The following is a 14,623-nucleotide window of genomic DNA, read 5'->3' on the forward strand; positions in this document are numbered from 1 at the left end:
CTCCCCCGGCCGATGAGGACGCTGCTCGCCGCCCCGGACAAGTTCCGCGGCTCGGCCACCGCCCCGGAGGTGACCGGGGCGATCGCGGCGGCGGCGGCGGCCGCCGGCTGGGCCTGCGTCCAGCTGCCCCTGGCCGACGGTGGTGAGGGGACGCTGGACGCCTTCGGCGGGGCGAACCGGGCCAGCACCGTCACCGGACCGCTGGGCACGCCGGTCGAGGCGCCCTGGCGGATGGGGGGCGACCGGGTCGCGGTGATCGAGAGCGCCCGCGCCTCCGGGCTGGACCTGGCCGGGGGCGCGAGGGGCAACGATCCGGTCGCGGCCACGAGTCGGGGAACCGGCGAGCTCGTCGCCGCCGCCCTCGCCGAGGGCGCCACCCGCGTCATCGTCAGCCTGGGCGGCTCGGCCACCACCGACGGCGGCTTCGACACCGTGGAGCTCCTCGAGGCCTCGGCGCCCTTCGACGGCCGGGAGGGGCGCGCCGAGGTCCTGGTCGCCTGCGACGTCCGGACGCCGTTCCGGGACGCCGCCGTGGTCTTCGGACCGCAGAAGGGTGCCTCCCCGGAGCAGATCGTCGAGCTGACCGGCCGCCTGGACCGGCTCTCCTCGCTCTACCGGCAGCGGTACGGCGTCGACCTCACCGCGATCCCGGGCTCCGGTGCCGCCGGCGGGCTCGGCGGCGCGCTCGCCGCCCTCGGCGCGCGGCTCGTGCCCGGGTTCGAGCTGGTCGCGGCGCACACCGGGCTGGCCGACGCCGTGCGCGCGGCCGACGCCGTGGTCACCGGCGAGGGGAAGCTCGACGCGGAGTCCTTCAACGGCAAGGTCGTCGGGGGCGTCCTCGCCCTGGCGGAGCAGCACGGCGTCCCGGCCCTCGTGGTGGCCGGGGCGGTCGACCAGGAGGTCGCCGGACGGGTGGCGGCGGTGTCGCTGCTCGACGAGTTCGGATCCGAGGCGTCCTGGGGTGACCCCCTGGGATGCGTGACACAGGCCGCCACGCAGTGGCTCGGCCAGGAGTGGACGACGACGTGAGCACACCGATCCAGGACACCCCGATCCAGCGTCTGCCCATCGAGGAGCTGGCGGCCGAGCTGCCCGAGGGGGCCGTCGTCGTCGACGAGGCGACCAGCGACGCCTACCGCCACGACAGCGCGAGCTCCTGTGCCGCCGGCCGGCCTCTCGGCGTCGTCCGGCCGACGACCACCGAGGAGGTCCAGGCCGCCATGCGCTGGGCCTCCCGCCACCGGGTGCCGGTCGTGCCGCAGGGCGCACGCACGGGCCTGTCGGGTGCGGCCAACGCCGTCGACGGCGCCTTGCTGATCTCGATGGTGCGGATGAACCGGATCCTGGAGATCGACGAGGTCGACCAGGTGGCCGTCGTGGAGCCGGGGGTCATCAACGCCGACCTGTCGCGCGCCGTGGCCGCCGTCGGGCTGTTCTACCCGCCGGACCCCTCCTCCTGGGAGCTGTCGACCCTCGGCGGCAACCTGGCCACGAACGCCGGTGGCCTCTGCTGCGTGAAGTACGGCGTCACCGCCGACTTCGTGCGCGGCCTGGAGGTGGTCCTCGCCGACGGTGAGGTCGTGCGGGTCGGGCGCCGGACCGCCAAGGGCGTGGCCGGCTACGACCTCACCCGCCTGATGGTGGGGTCCGAGGGGACCCTCGGGATCATCACGCAGGCGACGCTCGCCCTGCGTCCCGCGCCCGAACCGGCCCTGACGATGGCCGCCGTCTTCGACGAGACCGCCGACGCGATGACGGCGGTGGCCCGGATCATGGCCTCGGGTCTGCGCCCGTCGATGATGGAGTTCCTCGACAAGGCGTCCATCGGCGCCGTCCAGGCCTACCGCGACATGGGCCTGCCGCTGGACGCCCAGGCGCTGCTGATCGCCCAGTCCGACCGCGGTGCCCTCGCGGCCGCCGACGTCGCCGCCATGGGCGAGATCTGCGAGGCCCTGGGTGCCCGCGACGTGGCCGTCGCCGAGGACGCCGCGGAGTCCGCGATGCTCACCCAGGCGCGGCGGCTGGTCAACCCGGCGGTCGAGGAGCTGGGCGCCACGCTCGTCGACGACGTCGCCGTCCCGCGGGCCCGGCTGGTGGAGCTGCTGGCGGGCATGGAGCGGATTGCCTCGGACACCGGGACCCTGATCGTCTGCCCCGGGCACATCGGCGACGGCAACATGCACCCCACCGTCGTGTTCGACCGCGGGGACGCCGCCGCGGCCGAGCGCGCCCAGGTGGCGTTCGACGCGATCATGCGGCTGGCCCTGGACCTGGGCGGCACCATCACCGGTGAGCACGGCGTCGGGCTGCTCAAGCGCGCCTGGCTGCGCACCGAGCTGGGCGAGCGTTCCTACGCGCTGCAGCAGGGCATCAAGTCCGTGTTCGACCCGCTGGGCATCCTCAACCCCGGCAAGGTGCTCTGAACCGGTGTCCGGTGAGCGGCCGTCAGTCCGCCGCGGACGGGGCGTCGACCAGGCGCTCGAGGAGGGGAGCCACGCGGTGCTCCACGAGGCGGCGCATCAGCACGGCGGTCTCGGTGCGCTCGACGCCCGGCGTGGCGAGCACCCGCCCGGCGATCCGGTAGAGGTCGTCGGCGTCGGGAGCGACCACCCGCACGAGCAGGTCGTCGGGGCCGCTGAGCCCGAGCACCTCGACCACCTCGGGGATGCCGGCCAGTGCGGCGGCCACCGCGTCCAGCATCTGCTGGCGGACCCGCACGGTGATGAACGCGGTCACCGGGCAGCCGAGCGCCGCGGGATCGATGCGGCGCTGGAAGGACAGCAGGACGCCGTCGCGCTCGAGGCGGGCCAGGCGGGCCTGGACGGTGTTCCGGGACAGGCCCAGCCGCTCGGCGAGCGCGAGGACGGTGGCGCGTGGCTCCTCGTCGAGCGCCGACAACAGGCGCGCATCCGTCCGGTCGACGGTCCGCGGACCGTGCACAGTGCCCATCGGCGGCCTCCCCGGGCCCTCGCCGGTTCAGCAGTCTGCTCACCGGACGTGGGCGAGATTGTGCACCCCGGCGGCCCATGGTCGGCTGCCGGGGCAGAGTGCTGGATCCGACGACGAATCCGGCAGCCATGAGCGAGGAGCACCGGATGAGCCGCACGGCCCTGCACGGCGACCAGCAGACCGAGCACGACCGGGCGCTCCGGGAGATCGAGCAGCGGGTGCTGTGGCTCGCGACGTCGATCGTGGACCACGCCAACCGGCTCCGGCCGAACCCGACCGGCCTCAAGGTCGGCGGGCACCAGGCCTCGAGCGCCTCGATGGTCACGATCATGACCGCGCTGTGGCTCGAGCAGCTGGACGCGCAGGACCGGGTGTCGGTGAAGCCGCACGCCTCGCCGGTGCTGCACGCGCTGGAGTACCTGCTGGGCCAGCTGGACGCCTCCTACCTCCCGCGACTGCGGGAGTTCGGTGGCCTGCAGAGCTATCCCAGCCGGCTCAAGGACCCGGTCCCGGCCGACTACTCCACCGGCTCCGTCGGCATCGGCGCCACCGCGCCGATCTGGGGGGCGCTGGCCCGTCGCTACGTCGGCGGCCACTTCGGGTCCGGCAGCACCGGTGGGACCGGGCGGCAGTGGTCCCTGGTCGGGGACGCCGAGCTTGACGAGGGCGCGGTGTGGGAGACGGTGCTCGACCCGATGGTCGCCGAGCTGGGCGAGGTCGTGTGGGTCGTGGACCTCAACCGGCAGTCGCTGGACCGCGTCGTGCCGACGATGGGCGCCACCCGGCTGCAGGGCATGTTCGCCGCGGCCGGCTGGCAGGTGCTCACCGTGAAGTACGGCCGGCTTCTGGAGGAGCTCTTCGCCCGGCCCGGCGGGGAGCACCTGCGCGCCCGCATCGACGACATGACCAACCCCGAGTACCAGCGGATGCTGCGCCGGACGGCGGCGGAGCTGCGGGACGCGCTGCCCGGGGAGGGGCCCGCATCGGGTGCGATCGCGGGGCTCATCGCCGACGTCCCCGACGACGACCTGCGCGCCGCCGTCCGCAACCTCGGCGGGCACGACCTGACCGCCCTGCGCACGGCCTTCGCGCAGATCGACGACACCCGCCCCACCGTCGTCCTGGCCTACACCCTCAAGGGCTACGGGCTGGCCACCGAGGGACACCCGCAGAACCACTCCGCGCTGCTCAACGAGGCCCAGATCGCCCAGCTGGCCGAGGGCCTCGGCGTCGACCCGGCCGACCCCTGGGCGGTCCTCCCGGCGGGGAGCGCCGCCGCCCGGCTGCTCACCGAGGCCGCGGACCGGCTGCGCCGCGTCGAGGAGCCGCCGGCCTCGGCGCCGGAGATCCCGGCCGACCTGGGCCGCACCCCCACGGGGACGGCGACGACGCAGGCCGCGCTGGGCCGCGCGCTCCTCGACCTCAACCGGGCCGCCCCCGAGGCGGGCAGCCGGGTGGTCACGGTCAGTCCGGACGTCAGCTCGAGCACCAACCTGGGGGGCTGGGTCAACAAGGTCGGCGTCTGGGCGTCGTCGGAGCGGGCCGACTGGTTCGCCGACGACGCCGAGACGATCCTGCACTGGCGGGAGCAGCCCAGCGGTCAGCACATCGAGCTCGGGATCGCCGAGACCAACCTGGTCGGCCTCATGGGCGAGCTCGGCACCACCTGGGACCGCTGGGGCCAGCCGCTGCTGCCGATCGGCGTCATGTACGACCCGTTCGTCGAGCGCGCACTCGAACCGTGGTCGTTCGGCATCTACGCGGGCGGGCAGTCGATCCTGGTCGGGACGCCGTCGGGCGTCACGCTCGCGGCCGAGGGCGGGGCGCACCAGTCGATCAAGACGCCGTCCATCGGGCTGGAGCAGCCCGGCTGCGTCACCTACGAGCCGGCCTTCGTGCTGGACACCGAGTGGTGCCTGCTGGCCTCGCTGGCCCGGCTGGGCCGGCCCGGTGGCAGCTCGGCCTACCTGCGGCTGTCCACCCGGCCGATCGACCAGACCCTCGCCGCGGTGCCCACCGACCCCGCGGCCCGCGAGCGCCGCCGCCGGCAGGTCACGGCGGGGGCCTACGCGCTGCGCCGGGCGGGCCGGCCGGCCGTCACCCTGGTGGCCATGGGCGCCGTCGTCCCCGAGACGCTGGAGGCGGCCGACCGGCTGGCGGGCCTGGGCATCGGCGCCGACGTCGTCTGCGTGACCAGTCCCGGCCTGCTGTTCCGCGCGCTGCAGGCCCGGCGCGGGCTCGACGACGCGGAGACCTGGGTCCTGGACACCGTCTTCCCGCGCGACCGGGCGACGCCGCTCGTCACCGTCCTCGACGGCCATCCGCACGCGCTGGCGTTCCTGACCGGCGTCAACGGGGTGCCCGGGGCCCACCTCGGGGTGACGGCGTTCGGCCAGAGCGGCGACCTCGCCTCGGTGTACCGGTTCCACGGCCTGGACGCCGATTCCATCGTCGGCGCCGCGCTGGACCTGGTGGACTGACCGGCCCGAGGATGGCCGCCATGGGCCCATCGGGAACGCGTCGGCAGGTGCTGGGCTTCCGGGTGCGCGCGCAGCAGCTGGACCGGGCGTCCGGCACCGTCGCCGACACCGCGATCCTCGACCTCGGGGCGCAGGACACCGGCACGGACGGCGCCCGGTGGGCGCTGGCCCTCCGAGGCCTGGCGGCGCCGCCGGAGGATGACCTGGCCACGGTGTGGACCGTCCGGGGCGCGCCGCACGTCTACCGCCGCACGGACCTGCCGGGGGTCGCCGCGGCCACCGCGCCGTTCTCGGACGCCGATGCCGGCAAGCGGATCTTCGACGCCAGCAAGCCGCTCCGGGCCGCGGGCATCCCGAACCTGGCCGCCCTCGACGTCATCGCCGGCGCGATGCGGTCGATCGTCACCGAGCCGATGGTCAAGGGCGCGATGTCCGGGGCCCTCACCGCCGTGCTGGACGAGCCCTACCTGCGCTTCTGCGTGCCCTGCGACGCCACCCATCCCTACGAGCAGCCCTTCCGGCTGTCCGCCCTCCGCGCCGGCCTCGAGCTCGAGCCGGGCACGTCACCGCCGGTCCTCCGGCCCATCCCGGGGTTCACGGCTGCCGACGAGGTGCCCGCGCGCCTCGACGTCGTGCGCGGCTACCTGCGCCTGCTCGGGCCGGCGACGCCCACGCTGGTCGCGGGCTACCTCGACGCCCCGGTGAAGGACGTCACGGCCCGGTGGCCGGAGGACGCCGTCGAGGTCGACGTGGACGGCGAGACCCGCTGGCTGCTGGCCGACGACGTGGCCCGCCTGGGCGACCCGCCGCGCGGAACCCACCTGCTCGGCCCCTTCGATCTCCACCTGCAGGCCCGCGACCGCGACCTGCTCGTCCCCGATCCGGCGTCCGCCAAGGACCTCTGGCGCACGCTCGGCCGGCCGGGCGGCGTCCTGGTCGACGGCGAGCTCGTCGGCACCTGGCGCGCGAAGAAGGCGGGACCGTCCCTGAGCGTCACGGTCACCCCGTGGGACGGCGCCGACGCGGCCACCCGCCGGGCCGTGACCGAGCAGGCCGAGCGACTCGCGGCATTCCGCGGCCTGTCCCTGAAAGCCGTCGACATCGCGGGGTGATGCGATGCGACGATCCCTGTCGTGAACGAACCCGTGCGACCCGACGACATGCGGGTGTCCGACGCCGAGCGCACCGTGGTGCAGGAACGGCTGCGGCGGGCGGTCGGCGACGGCCAGCTGGACCTGCACGAGTTCGACACCCGGGTGCAGGCCATCTGGGCGGCCAAGACGCGCGGCGAGCTCGTCCGCGTCACCGCGGACCTGCCCCAGCCCCCGCCGCCGCCCCCGCCCCCGGCGCCCCGGCAGGTGTTCTCCCGGGACGATGCCGGCACCGCGATGCGGGTCCTGACGATCATCTGGGCCTGCGCGGTGGCCATCAACGTCGTGATCTGGGGCACCGTCTCGCTCGCCACCGGCCAGTTCATCCACCCCTGGTGGCTGTACGTCGCCGGCCCGCCCGGCGCCGTCCTGGCGGTCCTCTACGCCTTCGGCATCGGCCGTCCCCAGCCGTGACCGCCCAGACCTTCCGCGGCGGGTTATCTCAGCACTAAGGTATCGATCCATGAGCGAACGCCGGGTGCGCATCGGCATCGACACCGGCGGGACGTTCACCGACGTCGTCGCGGTGGACGAGGAGACCGGCCGGACCACGACCACGAAGACGCCGTCCACACCTGCCGACCCGGCCGAGGGCTTTCTGAACGGCGTCCGCAAGGTGCTCGGGCTGATGGAGCTCGACGGCTCGGCGGTCACCGCCGTCAGCCACGGGACGACCGTCGCCACGAACCAGCTGCTCGAGGGCAAGCTCGACCGGATCGGGTTCATCACCACCGAGGGCTACGAGTCGGTCCTGGAGATCGCCCGCCAGTCGGTGCCCGACGGCTACGGCAACAGCTACTTCTGGGTCAAGCCGCCGCGGATCGTGCCGGCCGACCTGGTGCGCACCGTGCGCGGCCGCCTGGACTCCACCGGCGCCGAGGTCCGGCCCTTCGACGAGGACGACGCCCGCGCCGCGGCCCGCTTCTTCGCCGACGCCGGCATCACGACGATCGGCGTCTGCTTCCTGCACGCCTACGCGAACGACGCGCACGAGCGCCGGATGCTCGACGTGATCCGCGAGGAGCACCCGGGCGCCGTCGTCTCGATCAGCTCCGAGGTGCTGCGCGAGTACCGCGAGTACGAGCGCTCGGTGACCACGCTGGTCGACGCCGCAGTGAAGCCCAAGGTCGGCGCGTACGTCACCAACATCCGCACCCGCCTGGACGAGATCGCCCCCGGCGTCCCGTTCTACGTGATGAAGAGCAACGGCGGCGTCCTGTCGGCCGGCGAGGTCGTGCACCAGCCGATCACCACCATGCTGTCCGGCCCCGCCGCCGGCGCCCTGGGAGCCGCGCTCATCGCCGGCACCGCCGGGTTCGACCGGGTGCTCACCTGCGACGGCGGGGGCACCTCCACCGACGTCACCGTGGTCATCGACGGCGAGCCGGCGCTCACCACCGAGGGCTCGGTCGGCGACTACCCGAGCAAGATCCCGATGATCGACGTCGTCACCGTCGGCGCGGGTGGCGGCTCGATCGCCTGGCTCTCCCCCGAGGGCACGCTCAAGGTCGGCCCCAGGTCGGCCGGCGCGGACCCCGGCCCCATCTGCTACCCGGACGGCGGCGACCAGCCGACCGTCACCGACGCGCACGTGGTCCTCGGCCGGATCCCCCCGCACCTGCTGGGCGGCGAGATCCCGCTGTCGGCCGATGCCGCCCGCGAGGGGCTGGCCGCGCTGGGCGGGAAGCTCGACATGGACGTCGAACGCACCGCCACCGGGATCCTGGAGATCTCCGCATGGAACCAGGCCAACGCCCTGCGCCAGGTGACCGTGGCCAAGGGGCTCGACGTCCGCGACTTCACCCTCACGACGTTCGGCGGCTCGGGCTCGCTGCTCGCCTGCCGGCTGATGGACATCCTCAACCTGCCGCGCACGCTCGTGCCGCCGAACCCGGGCAACGTGAGCGCGTTCGGGCTGCTGACCGTCGACGTCCGCAACGACTACGTGCAGACCGTCGTCTCCAAGCACGTGGACCTCGACCTGGACCGCGTGCAGTCGGTCTTCGCCGAGCTGGAGGGTCAGGCGCAGACCGCACTGGACGGCGAGGGCTTCGCCCGTGACCAGCAGCGCATGCAGCGGACGGCGGACCTGCGCTACGTGGGCCAGGCCTTCGAGGTCCGCGTCCCCGTGCCCGACGGCCACCTGGACGCCGAGGGCTCGGAGACGGTCGCCCAGGCCTTCCACGCGGCGCACCGCCAGCTCTACGGCTACGACTTCGCCACCGACCCCCGCCAGGGCGTCGAGTGGGTCAACCTCCGGGTCAGCGGGATCGGGCCGATCCGCCGTCCCGACGTGGTGGAGCTGGAACCGAAGGACGGCGGGACGGACCGGGCCGTCACGGGATCCCGGCGGGTGTTCTTCGACGACTGGATGGACACCCCGACCTACAACCGGCCCGACCTCGCGTCCGGTGACGTGGTGAGCGGCCCGGCGATCATCGAGGAGTTCGGCTCGACGGTCCCGGTGCACCCCGGCTTCGCGGCCACCGTCGACACCTACGGCAACCTGCTGCTCACGAAGGAGTCCGACCGATGACGGGCCCAAATGGCCATTTTGGCCCCAAGGTGGACGCCGATCCGGTCCTCGTCGAGATCGTCGCCGGCACGCTGGCCGCGATCGAGAAGGAGGTCGAGACGTCGATCGGCCGCACCTCGCGGTCGCCGATGATCCGCGACGCGCACGACTTCCGGGCCGGCATCCACGACCGGCAGCTGCGCAAGCTCACCGGCCGCTCGTACTCGGCGCTCGTGCACCCGGTGGTGCGCGACTACCCGATCGAGACGATGAACGTCGGCGACGTCTACTTCCACAACGACGTCTACCTGTCCGAGGGGGGCATCGGCCACCTGCCCGATCTGTGCGTGACGGTGCCGGTGTTCGCGGCGTCAGCGACCACGGGCGAGCCCGAGGTGGTCGCCTTCATCCAGGCGTTCGGCCACCACGACGACATCGGCGGTGCCGTCCCCGGCTCGATGCCCTCGGCTGCCACCAGCGTGTACGAGGAGGGCCTCATGGTCCCCCCGATCAAGCTGTGGGACCGCGGCGTGCCCAACGAGTCGGCGCTGAAGATCATGACCCGCAACTCGCGGATGCCCGACTCGCTCGCGGCCGACCTGGACGCCGAGTGCTCGGCCTGCCTGGCCGGTGCCCGGCGCCTCGGCGAGCTGTTCGACCGGTACGGCGTGGCCGCGGTCGAGGCGTGCTTCGAGGCGATCCTGGCCAGCTCCACCGAGGTCTACCGGCGCGAGATCCTGTCGCAGATCCCCGACGGCACCTACGTCTGGGAGGACTACGCCGAGCACGACGGCGTCGAGGAGCCGCAGCTGCACCGCCAGCGGATCACGCTGATCATGGATTCCTCGAAGGACGTCCCGCTGGTCATCGACTTCACCGGTACCGGCCCCCAGGCGAAGGGGCCGATCAACCACTGCGGCGACTACGCCGACGGCAACTTCCTGAAGAAGTGGCTGGCGCCGATCCTGCGCAACCTGGCCGCGTCGCCGGAGCGGATGGCGCAGCTGGACGTCAACGAGGGCGTCGTCCCGCTGATCGAGATGCGCTTCCCGGAGAAGGGGACGCTGCTCACCCCGATCTTCCCGGCGCCGACCAACGCCCGGACGTTCGTCATCCTGCGGCTGCTCGGGGTCCTGGCCGGCGTGCTGGCCAAGGCCACCGGCGGCCGGATGCCGGCCGACCAGGAGACGATCCGGTACACCGGCGTCTACGGCACCGACCTCGACGGCGAGCCGTACCTCATGCGCGAGGTGCTCGGTGGCGGCTCGGGCGGGCGGTACTACGCCGACGGCGAGGACACGATCCACGTCGTCCCGGACTCCCGGAACCTGCCGACGGAGTTCACCGAGTCGCGCTTCCCGCTGCGGGTGGAGCGGCTCGGCCTCGCGATGGACTCCGGTGGCGCCGGGCGCTACCGCGGGGGCTGCGGCTACGAGAAGCACATCCGGGTGCTGCGCGACGCGCACTTCATGTCCATCGCCGACCGCTCGATCCTCGCCTGCTGGGGCGTCAAGGGCGGAAAGGCCGGCCAGCCGTTCCAGATCACCGTGGACCCGGGCGGGCCGAACGAGCACGAGGTCGACGCGCTGGCCGACGCCGAGCCGCTGGAGGCGGGCACCGTCGTGCGCATCCGGACGACCGGCGGCGGTGGCTGGGGCGACCCGCTGGAACGGCCGGTCGAGGAGGTGCTGCGCGACATCGCGTGGCGCAAGGTGAGCGTCGCCGGTGCCCGCGCGGACTACGGCGTGGTCGTTCTCGAGGACGGGACCGCCGACGCGGCGGCCACCGAGGCGCTGCGCGCCGAGCTGCGGGCCGCCCGCACCGGTGAGGAGCCGTTCTTCGACCGCGGGCCCGGCTACGCCACCCTCTCCGGCGGCGCCGCGTTCAACGAGTTCGACGTCCTCTGACGCTGTCTCCGGAACGCTCGTGCTCTGAGTCCCCGGGGACTCAGAGCACGAGCGTCGGCGGACCCCCTCGTCGGGCGCGGAACCGGCGCGGCCGGTCCCGGCTCCGGCGCCGTCCGGCCGCATGCGAGAGGCTGGTGGCATGACCGAGCCCCGCGAGGACGACCGCACCGAGCAGCCCGAGCCGAACAACCTGCACCCGGGTCAGCACGACGAGGGCGGCCACGGCGGCATGGCCACGCGCGAGCTCGACGCGCGCGAGCAGGGCGACGAGCCGCAGGAGGACTGACCCTCCGCGGGGCCTCAGCGGGCCTTCAGCGGGCCTTCAGCGCCTCGGCGGTGAACGGGTCGGCGGGCAGGAACGCCTCGATGCTGAGCTCGGCGGCGGTGACGTCGACCGCGGTGCCGAACGTGGTCACGGTGCTCAGGAAGCTGAGGACGTCGTCGCCGACCCGGATCCGCAGCGGCACGGCGATCCCGTTGGGTGGCGTGCGGTCGGTCCCGCCCGGCAGCGCCAGGAGCTCCCGGTGCAGCGCGGTGAGGTGCGGGTCCGCGGTCAGGTGGGCCTCGCGCCCGAGCCGGTGCAGGACGTGCCCCCGCCACTGCGGCAGGTTGGTGATCCGCGGCGCCAGCCCGTCGGGGTGCAGGCTCATCCGCAGCACGTTGGCCGGCGGCACCAGCAGCTCCTCGGCGACCCCCTCGATGAGCGGCGCGATGCCGCGGTTGGCGGCGACCAGGTGCCACCCGGCGTCGATCACCACGGCCGGGAAGGGCTCGTACGCCTCCAGCACCAGGTCGACCGCGGCGCGGACGACGGACATGTCGGGGTCGTCCAGCCCGCGGCGGCGGTAGACCGGCGCGAACCCCGCCGCGAGCAGCAGCTCGTTGCGCTCGCGCAGCGGCACCTCCAGCTGCTCGGCCAGGTGCAGCACCATGTCCCGGCTCGGTCGGGCCCGGCCCGTCTCGACGAAGCTCAGGTGTCGGGCCGACACCCCGGCATCGCTGGCGAGGTCGAGCTGGCTGAGTCGCCGGCGCTGCCGCCACGTCTTCAGCAGGGTCCCGACCGGCGGGCGCATCGCGGTGGCTGTCACACCGGGGACGCTAGCGACGCCGCAACCCTCCCTCACCTACCTGGCAGGTAATCGACCAGCCGCACGAGCGCCGCCACGGTGGGTCCATGACCACCTCCACCGCCGCGGGCAACCCGGCTCGCACGCAGTCCCGGCCCGATGGCCTGCTCCGGCTGGCCCTCCGGCTCGACGCCGTCGTCACCGGCCTGAACGGTGCCGCCTACCTGGTGGGCGCCGCCCTTCTGGACGACCTCCTCGGCCTCCCTCCCGGACTCCTCCGGGGCGTCGGGGCCTTCCTTCTGGTGTACGCGGCCGCGGTCTGGCTGGTCGGCGCCCGCACCCGTCCGAGCACGCCGGCGGTCGAGGCCGTCGTCGTCCTCAACGGGTTGTGGGCCGTCGGCAGCGTCGTCGTCGTGCTCACCGACCGGTTCACCCCCACCACCGTCGGCGCCGTCTGGCTCGTGCTGCAGGCGCTCGTCGTGGCCGGGTTCGCCGCCCTCCAGCTCGTCGGCCTCCGCCGGCGCGCCTGATCCCACCCACCCGAGAACGACAGAAGGAGATCCCCGTGACCGCCACCCCTGACCTCGCCGGCCGGTACCTCGCCGCCTGGAACGAGACCGACCCCGCGGCGCGCGCCGCCGCGATCGAGGACCTGTTCACCGACGACGTCACCTACACCGACCCGCTCGTCTCGGTCCAGGGGCGTCAGGCCCTCGACGCCACCATCGCCGCCGTCCAGCAGCAGTTCCCGGGCTTCGTCTTCCAGGCGGCCGGACCGGCGGACGCCCACCACGACCAGGTCCGCTTCACCTGGGACCTCGGGCAGCCGGGCCGGGACGCACCCGTCAGCGGGTTCGACGTCGCCGTCGTGGACGGCACCGGGCGGATCCGCACGGTGCTCGGCTTCCTCGACCGGGTGCCTGCCGCCGCCTGAACCGGACAGCAGCGGCGGGAGCCGGGGGACGGCGCGTCCCCCGGCTCCCGCTCAGCACGTGGGACGCGGCTGCCCGGACAGTGCCCCCCTACCGGGTGGACCGGCGCAGCCACCGGAACCTGCGGCGGGGCGGGGAGCCGGGGTTCTCGGCCGGCGGCGCGGGCGGCGGTTCCGGCGGGCGCCTCTCCAGCCACCCCGACACCAGGGCGCCGACGTCCGCCATCCCGGGAAGGGGCGCCCAGCGGCTCTCCTGCGGGCGCCGCCAGAAGGCGGCCACGCGTGCGTTGTAGTCCTCGCCCAGGGCGCGCACCTCGTCCTCGGTGTGCAGCCGCTCGGCACGGGCGGGCAGCTGGTCGCGCTCCCGCCGCAGGGCCAGTCCCGGCGGCAGCATCGCCGCGGTATCCACGCCCTCGCGCCGCGCCTTGGCGAGCGCCCAGTCGTAGGCGGTCTCCTCGCGCTCGAGCCCGCGCAGCGGCTTGCCCGCACCGGCGAGGTGCTCGAACTCGCCCCGGGCGATGCTCTGCGAGATCTGGTGGTCGACCCAGGTGTCGAAGGGCATCCCGGACGGCTTGCGGTCGGTCATCGCCCTCCATCGTGACACCGGTCTGCCAGGCTCGCGGGGTGCGGACGACGAGCAGCAGAGAGGTCTACCGGAACCCGTGGACGCGGGTGCGCGAGGACGTGATCGAGCTGCCCGACGGCTCGACCAGCGTCTACGGCGTCGTCGAGCGGCCCGACTTCGCCGTCGTCCTCCCCGTGGACCGGGACGGGTTCTGGCTGGTCGAGCAGTTCCGGCACCCCGTCGGGCGGCGCTGCTGGGAGTTCCCGCAGGGCAGCTGGAGCCACGGCACCGACGGGGCGCCCGAGGAGCTGGCCCGGGCGGAGCTGGCGGAGGAGACCGGCTTCCGCGCCGGCCGGATCGAGCACCTCGGCCGCCTCGACCTCGCCCCGGGCCTGATGACCCAGCGCTTCGACGTCTGGGTGGCCGACGAGCTGGTCCCGGGCCCGACGGCGCGGGAGGCGTCGGAAGCCGACATGCGGTCGGGATGGGTGTCCGAGACGGAGCTGCGCACCATGATCGCCGAGGGTCGCTTCACCGACGGCCCCTCGCTCGCCGCCTACAGCCTGCTCCTGCTCCGGGGGTGACGAAGGACGCAACACTCATCCCTCACGTAACGGAAGAGTGTGCGGCAGAATCGTCCGGGACCGCGCATCTGCGCACGGCGCCCTGACGGCGTCGATCCCCCGCGCCTCCTGGCGCCTCCCCGGAACCGGTGGCATGTCCCGAGCTCTGTCCTTCCCCCGTCCCACCCGTCCTGCCTGGCTGTCGCCGACCGTGGCCCGCACCGAGATCCTCGCCGGCCTCGTGGTCGCCCTCGCGCTGATCCCGGAGGCGATCAGCTTCTCGATCCTCGCGGGCGTCGACCCGCAGGTGGGCCTGTTCTCCTCGTTCGTGATGGCCGTGGTCATCGCCTTCACCGGCGGCCGCCCGGCGATGATCACCGCCGCCACCGGCGCCATCGCCCTGGTGGTCGCGCCCTTGGCGCTCGAGTACGGCGTCCAGTACCTGTTCGCCGCCGTCATCCTCGGCGGCATCTTCCAGGTGCTGCTGGGGCTGGT

General features: G+C 74.0%; 15 protein-coding genes. 12 read left to right on the forward strand and 3 right to left on the reverse strand.

Features of this window, described 5'->3' with window-relative positions:
• Nucleotides 1-12: 12 nt before the first annotated feature.
• Nucleotides 13-1,029 carry a glycerate kinase gene (locus CRP30_RS22200; protein WP_099459172.1) on the forward strand — a complete coding sequence of 339 codons (1,017 nt, stop codon included), beginning with the start codon at nucleotides 13-15 and terminating at the stop codon, nucleotides 1,027-1,029.
• Nucleotides 1,026-2,423: an FAD-binding oxidoreductase gene (locus CRP30_RS21570; RefSeq protein ID WP_235003607.1), complete on the forward strand. Its 1,398-nt coding sequence runs from the start codon at nucleotides 1,026-1,028 to the stop codon at nucleotides 2,421-2,423. Before CRP30_RS22200 ends, CRP30_RS21570 begins: the two co-directional genes overlap by 4 nt.
• Nucleotides 2,424-2,445: 22 nt before the next feature.
• On the opposite strand, the gene CRP30_RS21575 is transcribed toward CRP30_RS21570, so the two are convergent.
• Nucleotides 2,446-2,949: an Lrp/AsnC family transcriptional regulator gene (locus CRP30_RS21575; protein WP_097186092.1), complete on the reverse strand. Its 504-nt coding sequence runs from the start codon at nucleotides 2,947-2,949 to the stop codon at nucleotides 2,446-2,448.
• 146 nt (nucleotides 2,950-3,095) lie between these two features.
• On the opposite strand from CRP30_RS21575, the gene CRP30_RS21580 reads away from it, so the two are divergent.
• The 6 genes from CRP30_RS21580 (at nucleotide 3,096) to CRP30_RS22870 (ending at nucleotide 11,288) form a co-directional block, all read left to right on the forward strand.
• Nucleotides 3,096-5,429 (forward strand): thiamine pyrophosphate-binding protein, encoded by a 2,334-nt coding sequence (locus CRP30_RS21580; RefSeq protein ID WP_200814902.1) that lies wholly within the window; start codon nucleotides 3,096-3,098, stop codon nucleotides 5,427-5,429.
• Nucleotides 5,430-5,449: 20 nt separating this feature from the next.
• The gene (locus CRP30_RS21585) at nucleotides 5,450-6,541 is read left to right on the forward strand and encodes a winged helix DNA-binding domain-containing protein (protein ID WP_097186094.1); all 1,092 of its coding nucleotides are present in this window, start codon (nucleotides 5,450-5,452) and stop codon (nucleotides 6,539-6,541) included.
• A gap of 21 nt (nucleotides 6,542-6,562) precedes the next feature.
• Nucleotides 6,563-6,994, forward strand: coding sequence for a DUF1707 SHOCT-like domain-containing protein (locus CRP30_RS21590; protein WP_097186095.1), 432 nt, complete (start codon nucleotides 6,563-6,565; stop codon nucleotides 6,992-6,994).
• Nucleotides 6,995-7,043: 49 nt separating this feature from the next.
• Entirely contained in the window at nucleotides 7,044-9,116 is a 2,073-nt protein-coding gene (locus tag CRP30_RS21595) for a hydantoinase/oxoprolinase family protein (RefSeq protein ID WP_097186096.1), read from the forward strand.
• Nucleotides 9,113-11,002, forward strand: a complete 1,890-nt coding sequence (locus CRP30_RS21600; RefSeq protein WP_097186097.1) for a hydantoinase B/oxoprolinase family protein — start codon at nucleotides 9,113-9,115, stop codon at nucleotides 11,000-11,002. Before CRP30_RS21595 ends, CRP30_RS21600 begins: the two co-directional genes overlap by 4 nt.
• 139 nt (nucleotides 11,003-11,141) lie before the next feature.
• On the forward strand, nucleotides 11,142-11,288 hold the full coding sequence (locus CRP30_RS22870; RefSeq protein WP_200814903.1) for a hypothetical protein: 147 nt from the start codon (nucleotides 11,142-11,144) through the stop codon (nucleotides 11,286-11,288).
• 25 nt (nucleotides 11,289-11,313) lie between these two features.
• On the opposite strand, the gene CRP30_RS21605 is transcribed toward CRP30_RS22870, so the two are convergent.
• Nucleotides 11,314-12,090 (reverse strand): helix-turn-helix domain-containing protein, encoded by a 777-nt coding sequence (locus CRP30_RS21605; RefSeq protein WP_235003608.1) that lies wholly within the window; start codon nucleotides 12,088-12,090, stop codon nucleotides 11,314-11,316.
• Between the two features lie 86 nt (nucleotides 12,091-12,176).
• On the opposite strand from CRP30_RS21605, the gene CRP30_RS21610 reads away from it, so the two are divergent.
• The gene (locus CRP30_RS21610) at nucleotides 12,177-12,599 is read left to right on the forward strand and encodes a hypothetical protein (protein ID WP_097186098.1); all 423 of its coding nucleotides are present in this window, start codon (nucleotides 12,177-12,179) and stop codon (nucleotides 12,597-12,599) included.
• A 35-nt stretch (nucleotides 12,600-12,634) separates the two neighbouring features.
• Nucleotides 12,635-13,003: a nuclear transport factor 2 family protein gene (locus CRP30_RS21615; RefSeq protein ID WP_097186099.1), complete on the forward strand. Its 369-nt coding sequence runs from the start codon at nucleotides 12,635-12,637 to the stop codon at nucleotides 13,001-13,003.
• Between the two features lie 88 nt (nucleotides 13,004-13,091).
• On the opposite strand, the gene CRP30_RS21620 is transcribed toward CRP30_RS21615, so the two are convergent.
• On the reverse strand, nucleotides 13,092-13,586 hold the full coding sequence (locus CRP30_RS21620; RefSeq protein WP_097186100.1) for a DnaJ family domain-containing protein: 495 nt from the start codon (nucleotides 13,584-13,586) through the stop codon (nucleotides 13,092-13,094).
• Between the two features lie 38 nt (nucleotides 13,587-13,624).
• Here CRP30_RS21620 and CRP30_RS21625 point away from each other — a divergent pair, with 38 nt between their 5' ends.
• On the forward strand, nucleotides 13,625-14,149 hold the full coding sequence (locus CRP30_RS21625; RefSeq protein ID WP_097186101.1) for an NUDIX domain-containing protein: 525 nt from the start codon (nucleotides 13,625-13,627) through the stop codon (nucleotides 14,147-14,149).
• A 133-nt stretch (nucleotides 14,150-14,282) separates the two neighbouring features.
• Nucleotides 14,283-14,623 (forward strand): SulP family inorganic anion transporter (locus tag CRP30_RS21630; RefSeq protein ID WP_143278527.1); only part of this gene is annotated, 341 nt, incomplete at its 3' end.

The sequence above is a fragment of the Blastococcus haudaquaticus genome (assembly GCF_900230285.1).
Classification (GTDB): Bacteria; Actinomycetota; Actinomycetes; order Mycobacteriales; family Geodermatophilaceae; genus Blastococcus_B; species Blastococcus_B haudaquaticus.

Coding starts and splice junctions, on each gene's coding strand:
- CRP30_RS22200 (WP_099459172.1), top strand. CDS start 13: ATGAGGACGCTGCTCGCCGCCCCGGACAAGTTCCGCGGCTCGGCCACC.
- CRP30_RS21580 (WP_200814902.1), top strand. CDS start 3,096: ATGAGCCGCACGGCCCTGCACGGCGACCAGCAGACCGAGCACGACCGG.
- CRP30_RS21595 (WP_097186096.1), top strand. CDS start 7,044: ATGAGCGAACGCCGGGTGCGCATCGGCATCGACACCGGCGGGACGTTC.
- CRP30_RS21575 (WP_097186092.1), bottom strand. CDS start 2,949: ATGGGCACTGTGCACGGTCCGCGGACCGTCGACCGGACGGATGCGCGC.
- CRP30_RS21610 (WP_097186098.1), top strand. CDS start 12,177: ATGACCACCTCCACCGCCGCGGGCAACCCGGCTCGCACGCAGTCCCGG.
- CRP30_RS22870 (WP_200814903.1), top strand. CDS start 11,142: ATGACCGAGCCCCGCGAGGACGACCGCACCGAGCAGCCCGAGCCGAAC.
- CRP30_RS21585 (WP_097186094.1), top strand. CDS start 5,450: ATGGGCCCATCGGGAACGCGTCGGCAGGTGCTGGGCTTCCGGGTGCGC.
- CRP30_RS21620 (WP_097186100.1), bottom strand. CDS start 13,586: ATGACCGACCGCAAGCCGTCCGGGATGCCCTTCGACACCTGGGTCGAC.
- CRP30_RS21600 (WP_097186097.1), top strand. CDS start 9,113: ATGACGGGCCCAAATGGCCATTTTGGCCCCAAGGTGGACGCCGATCCG.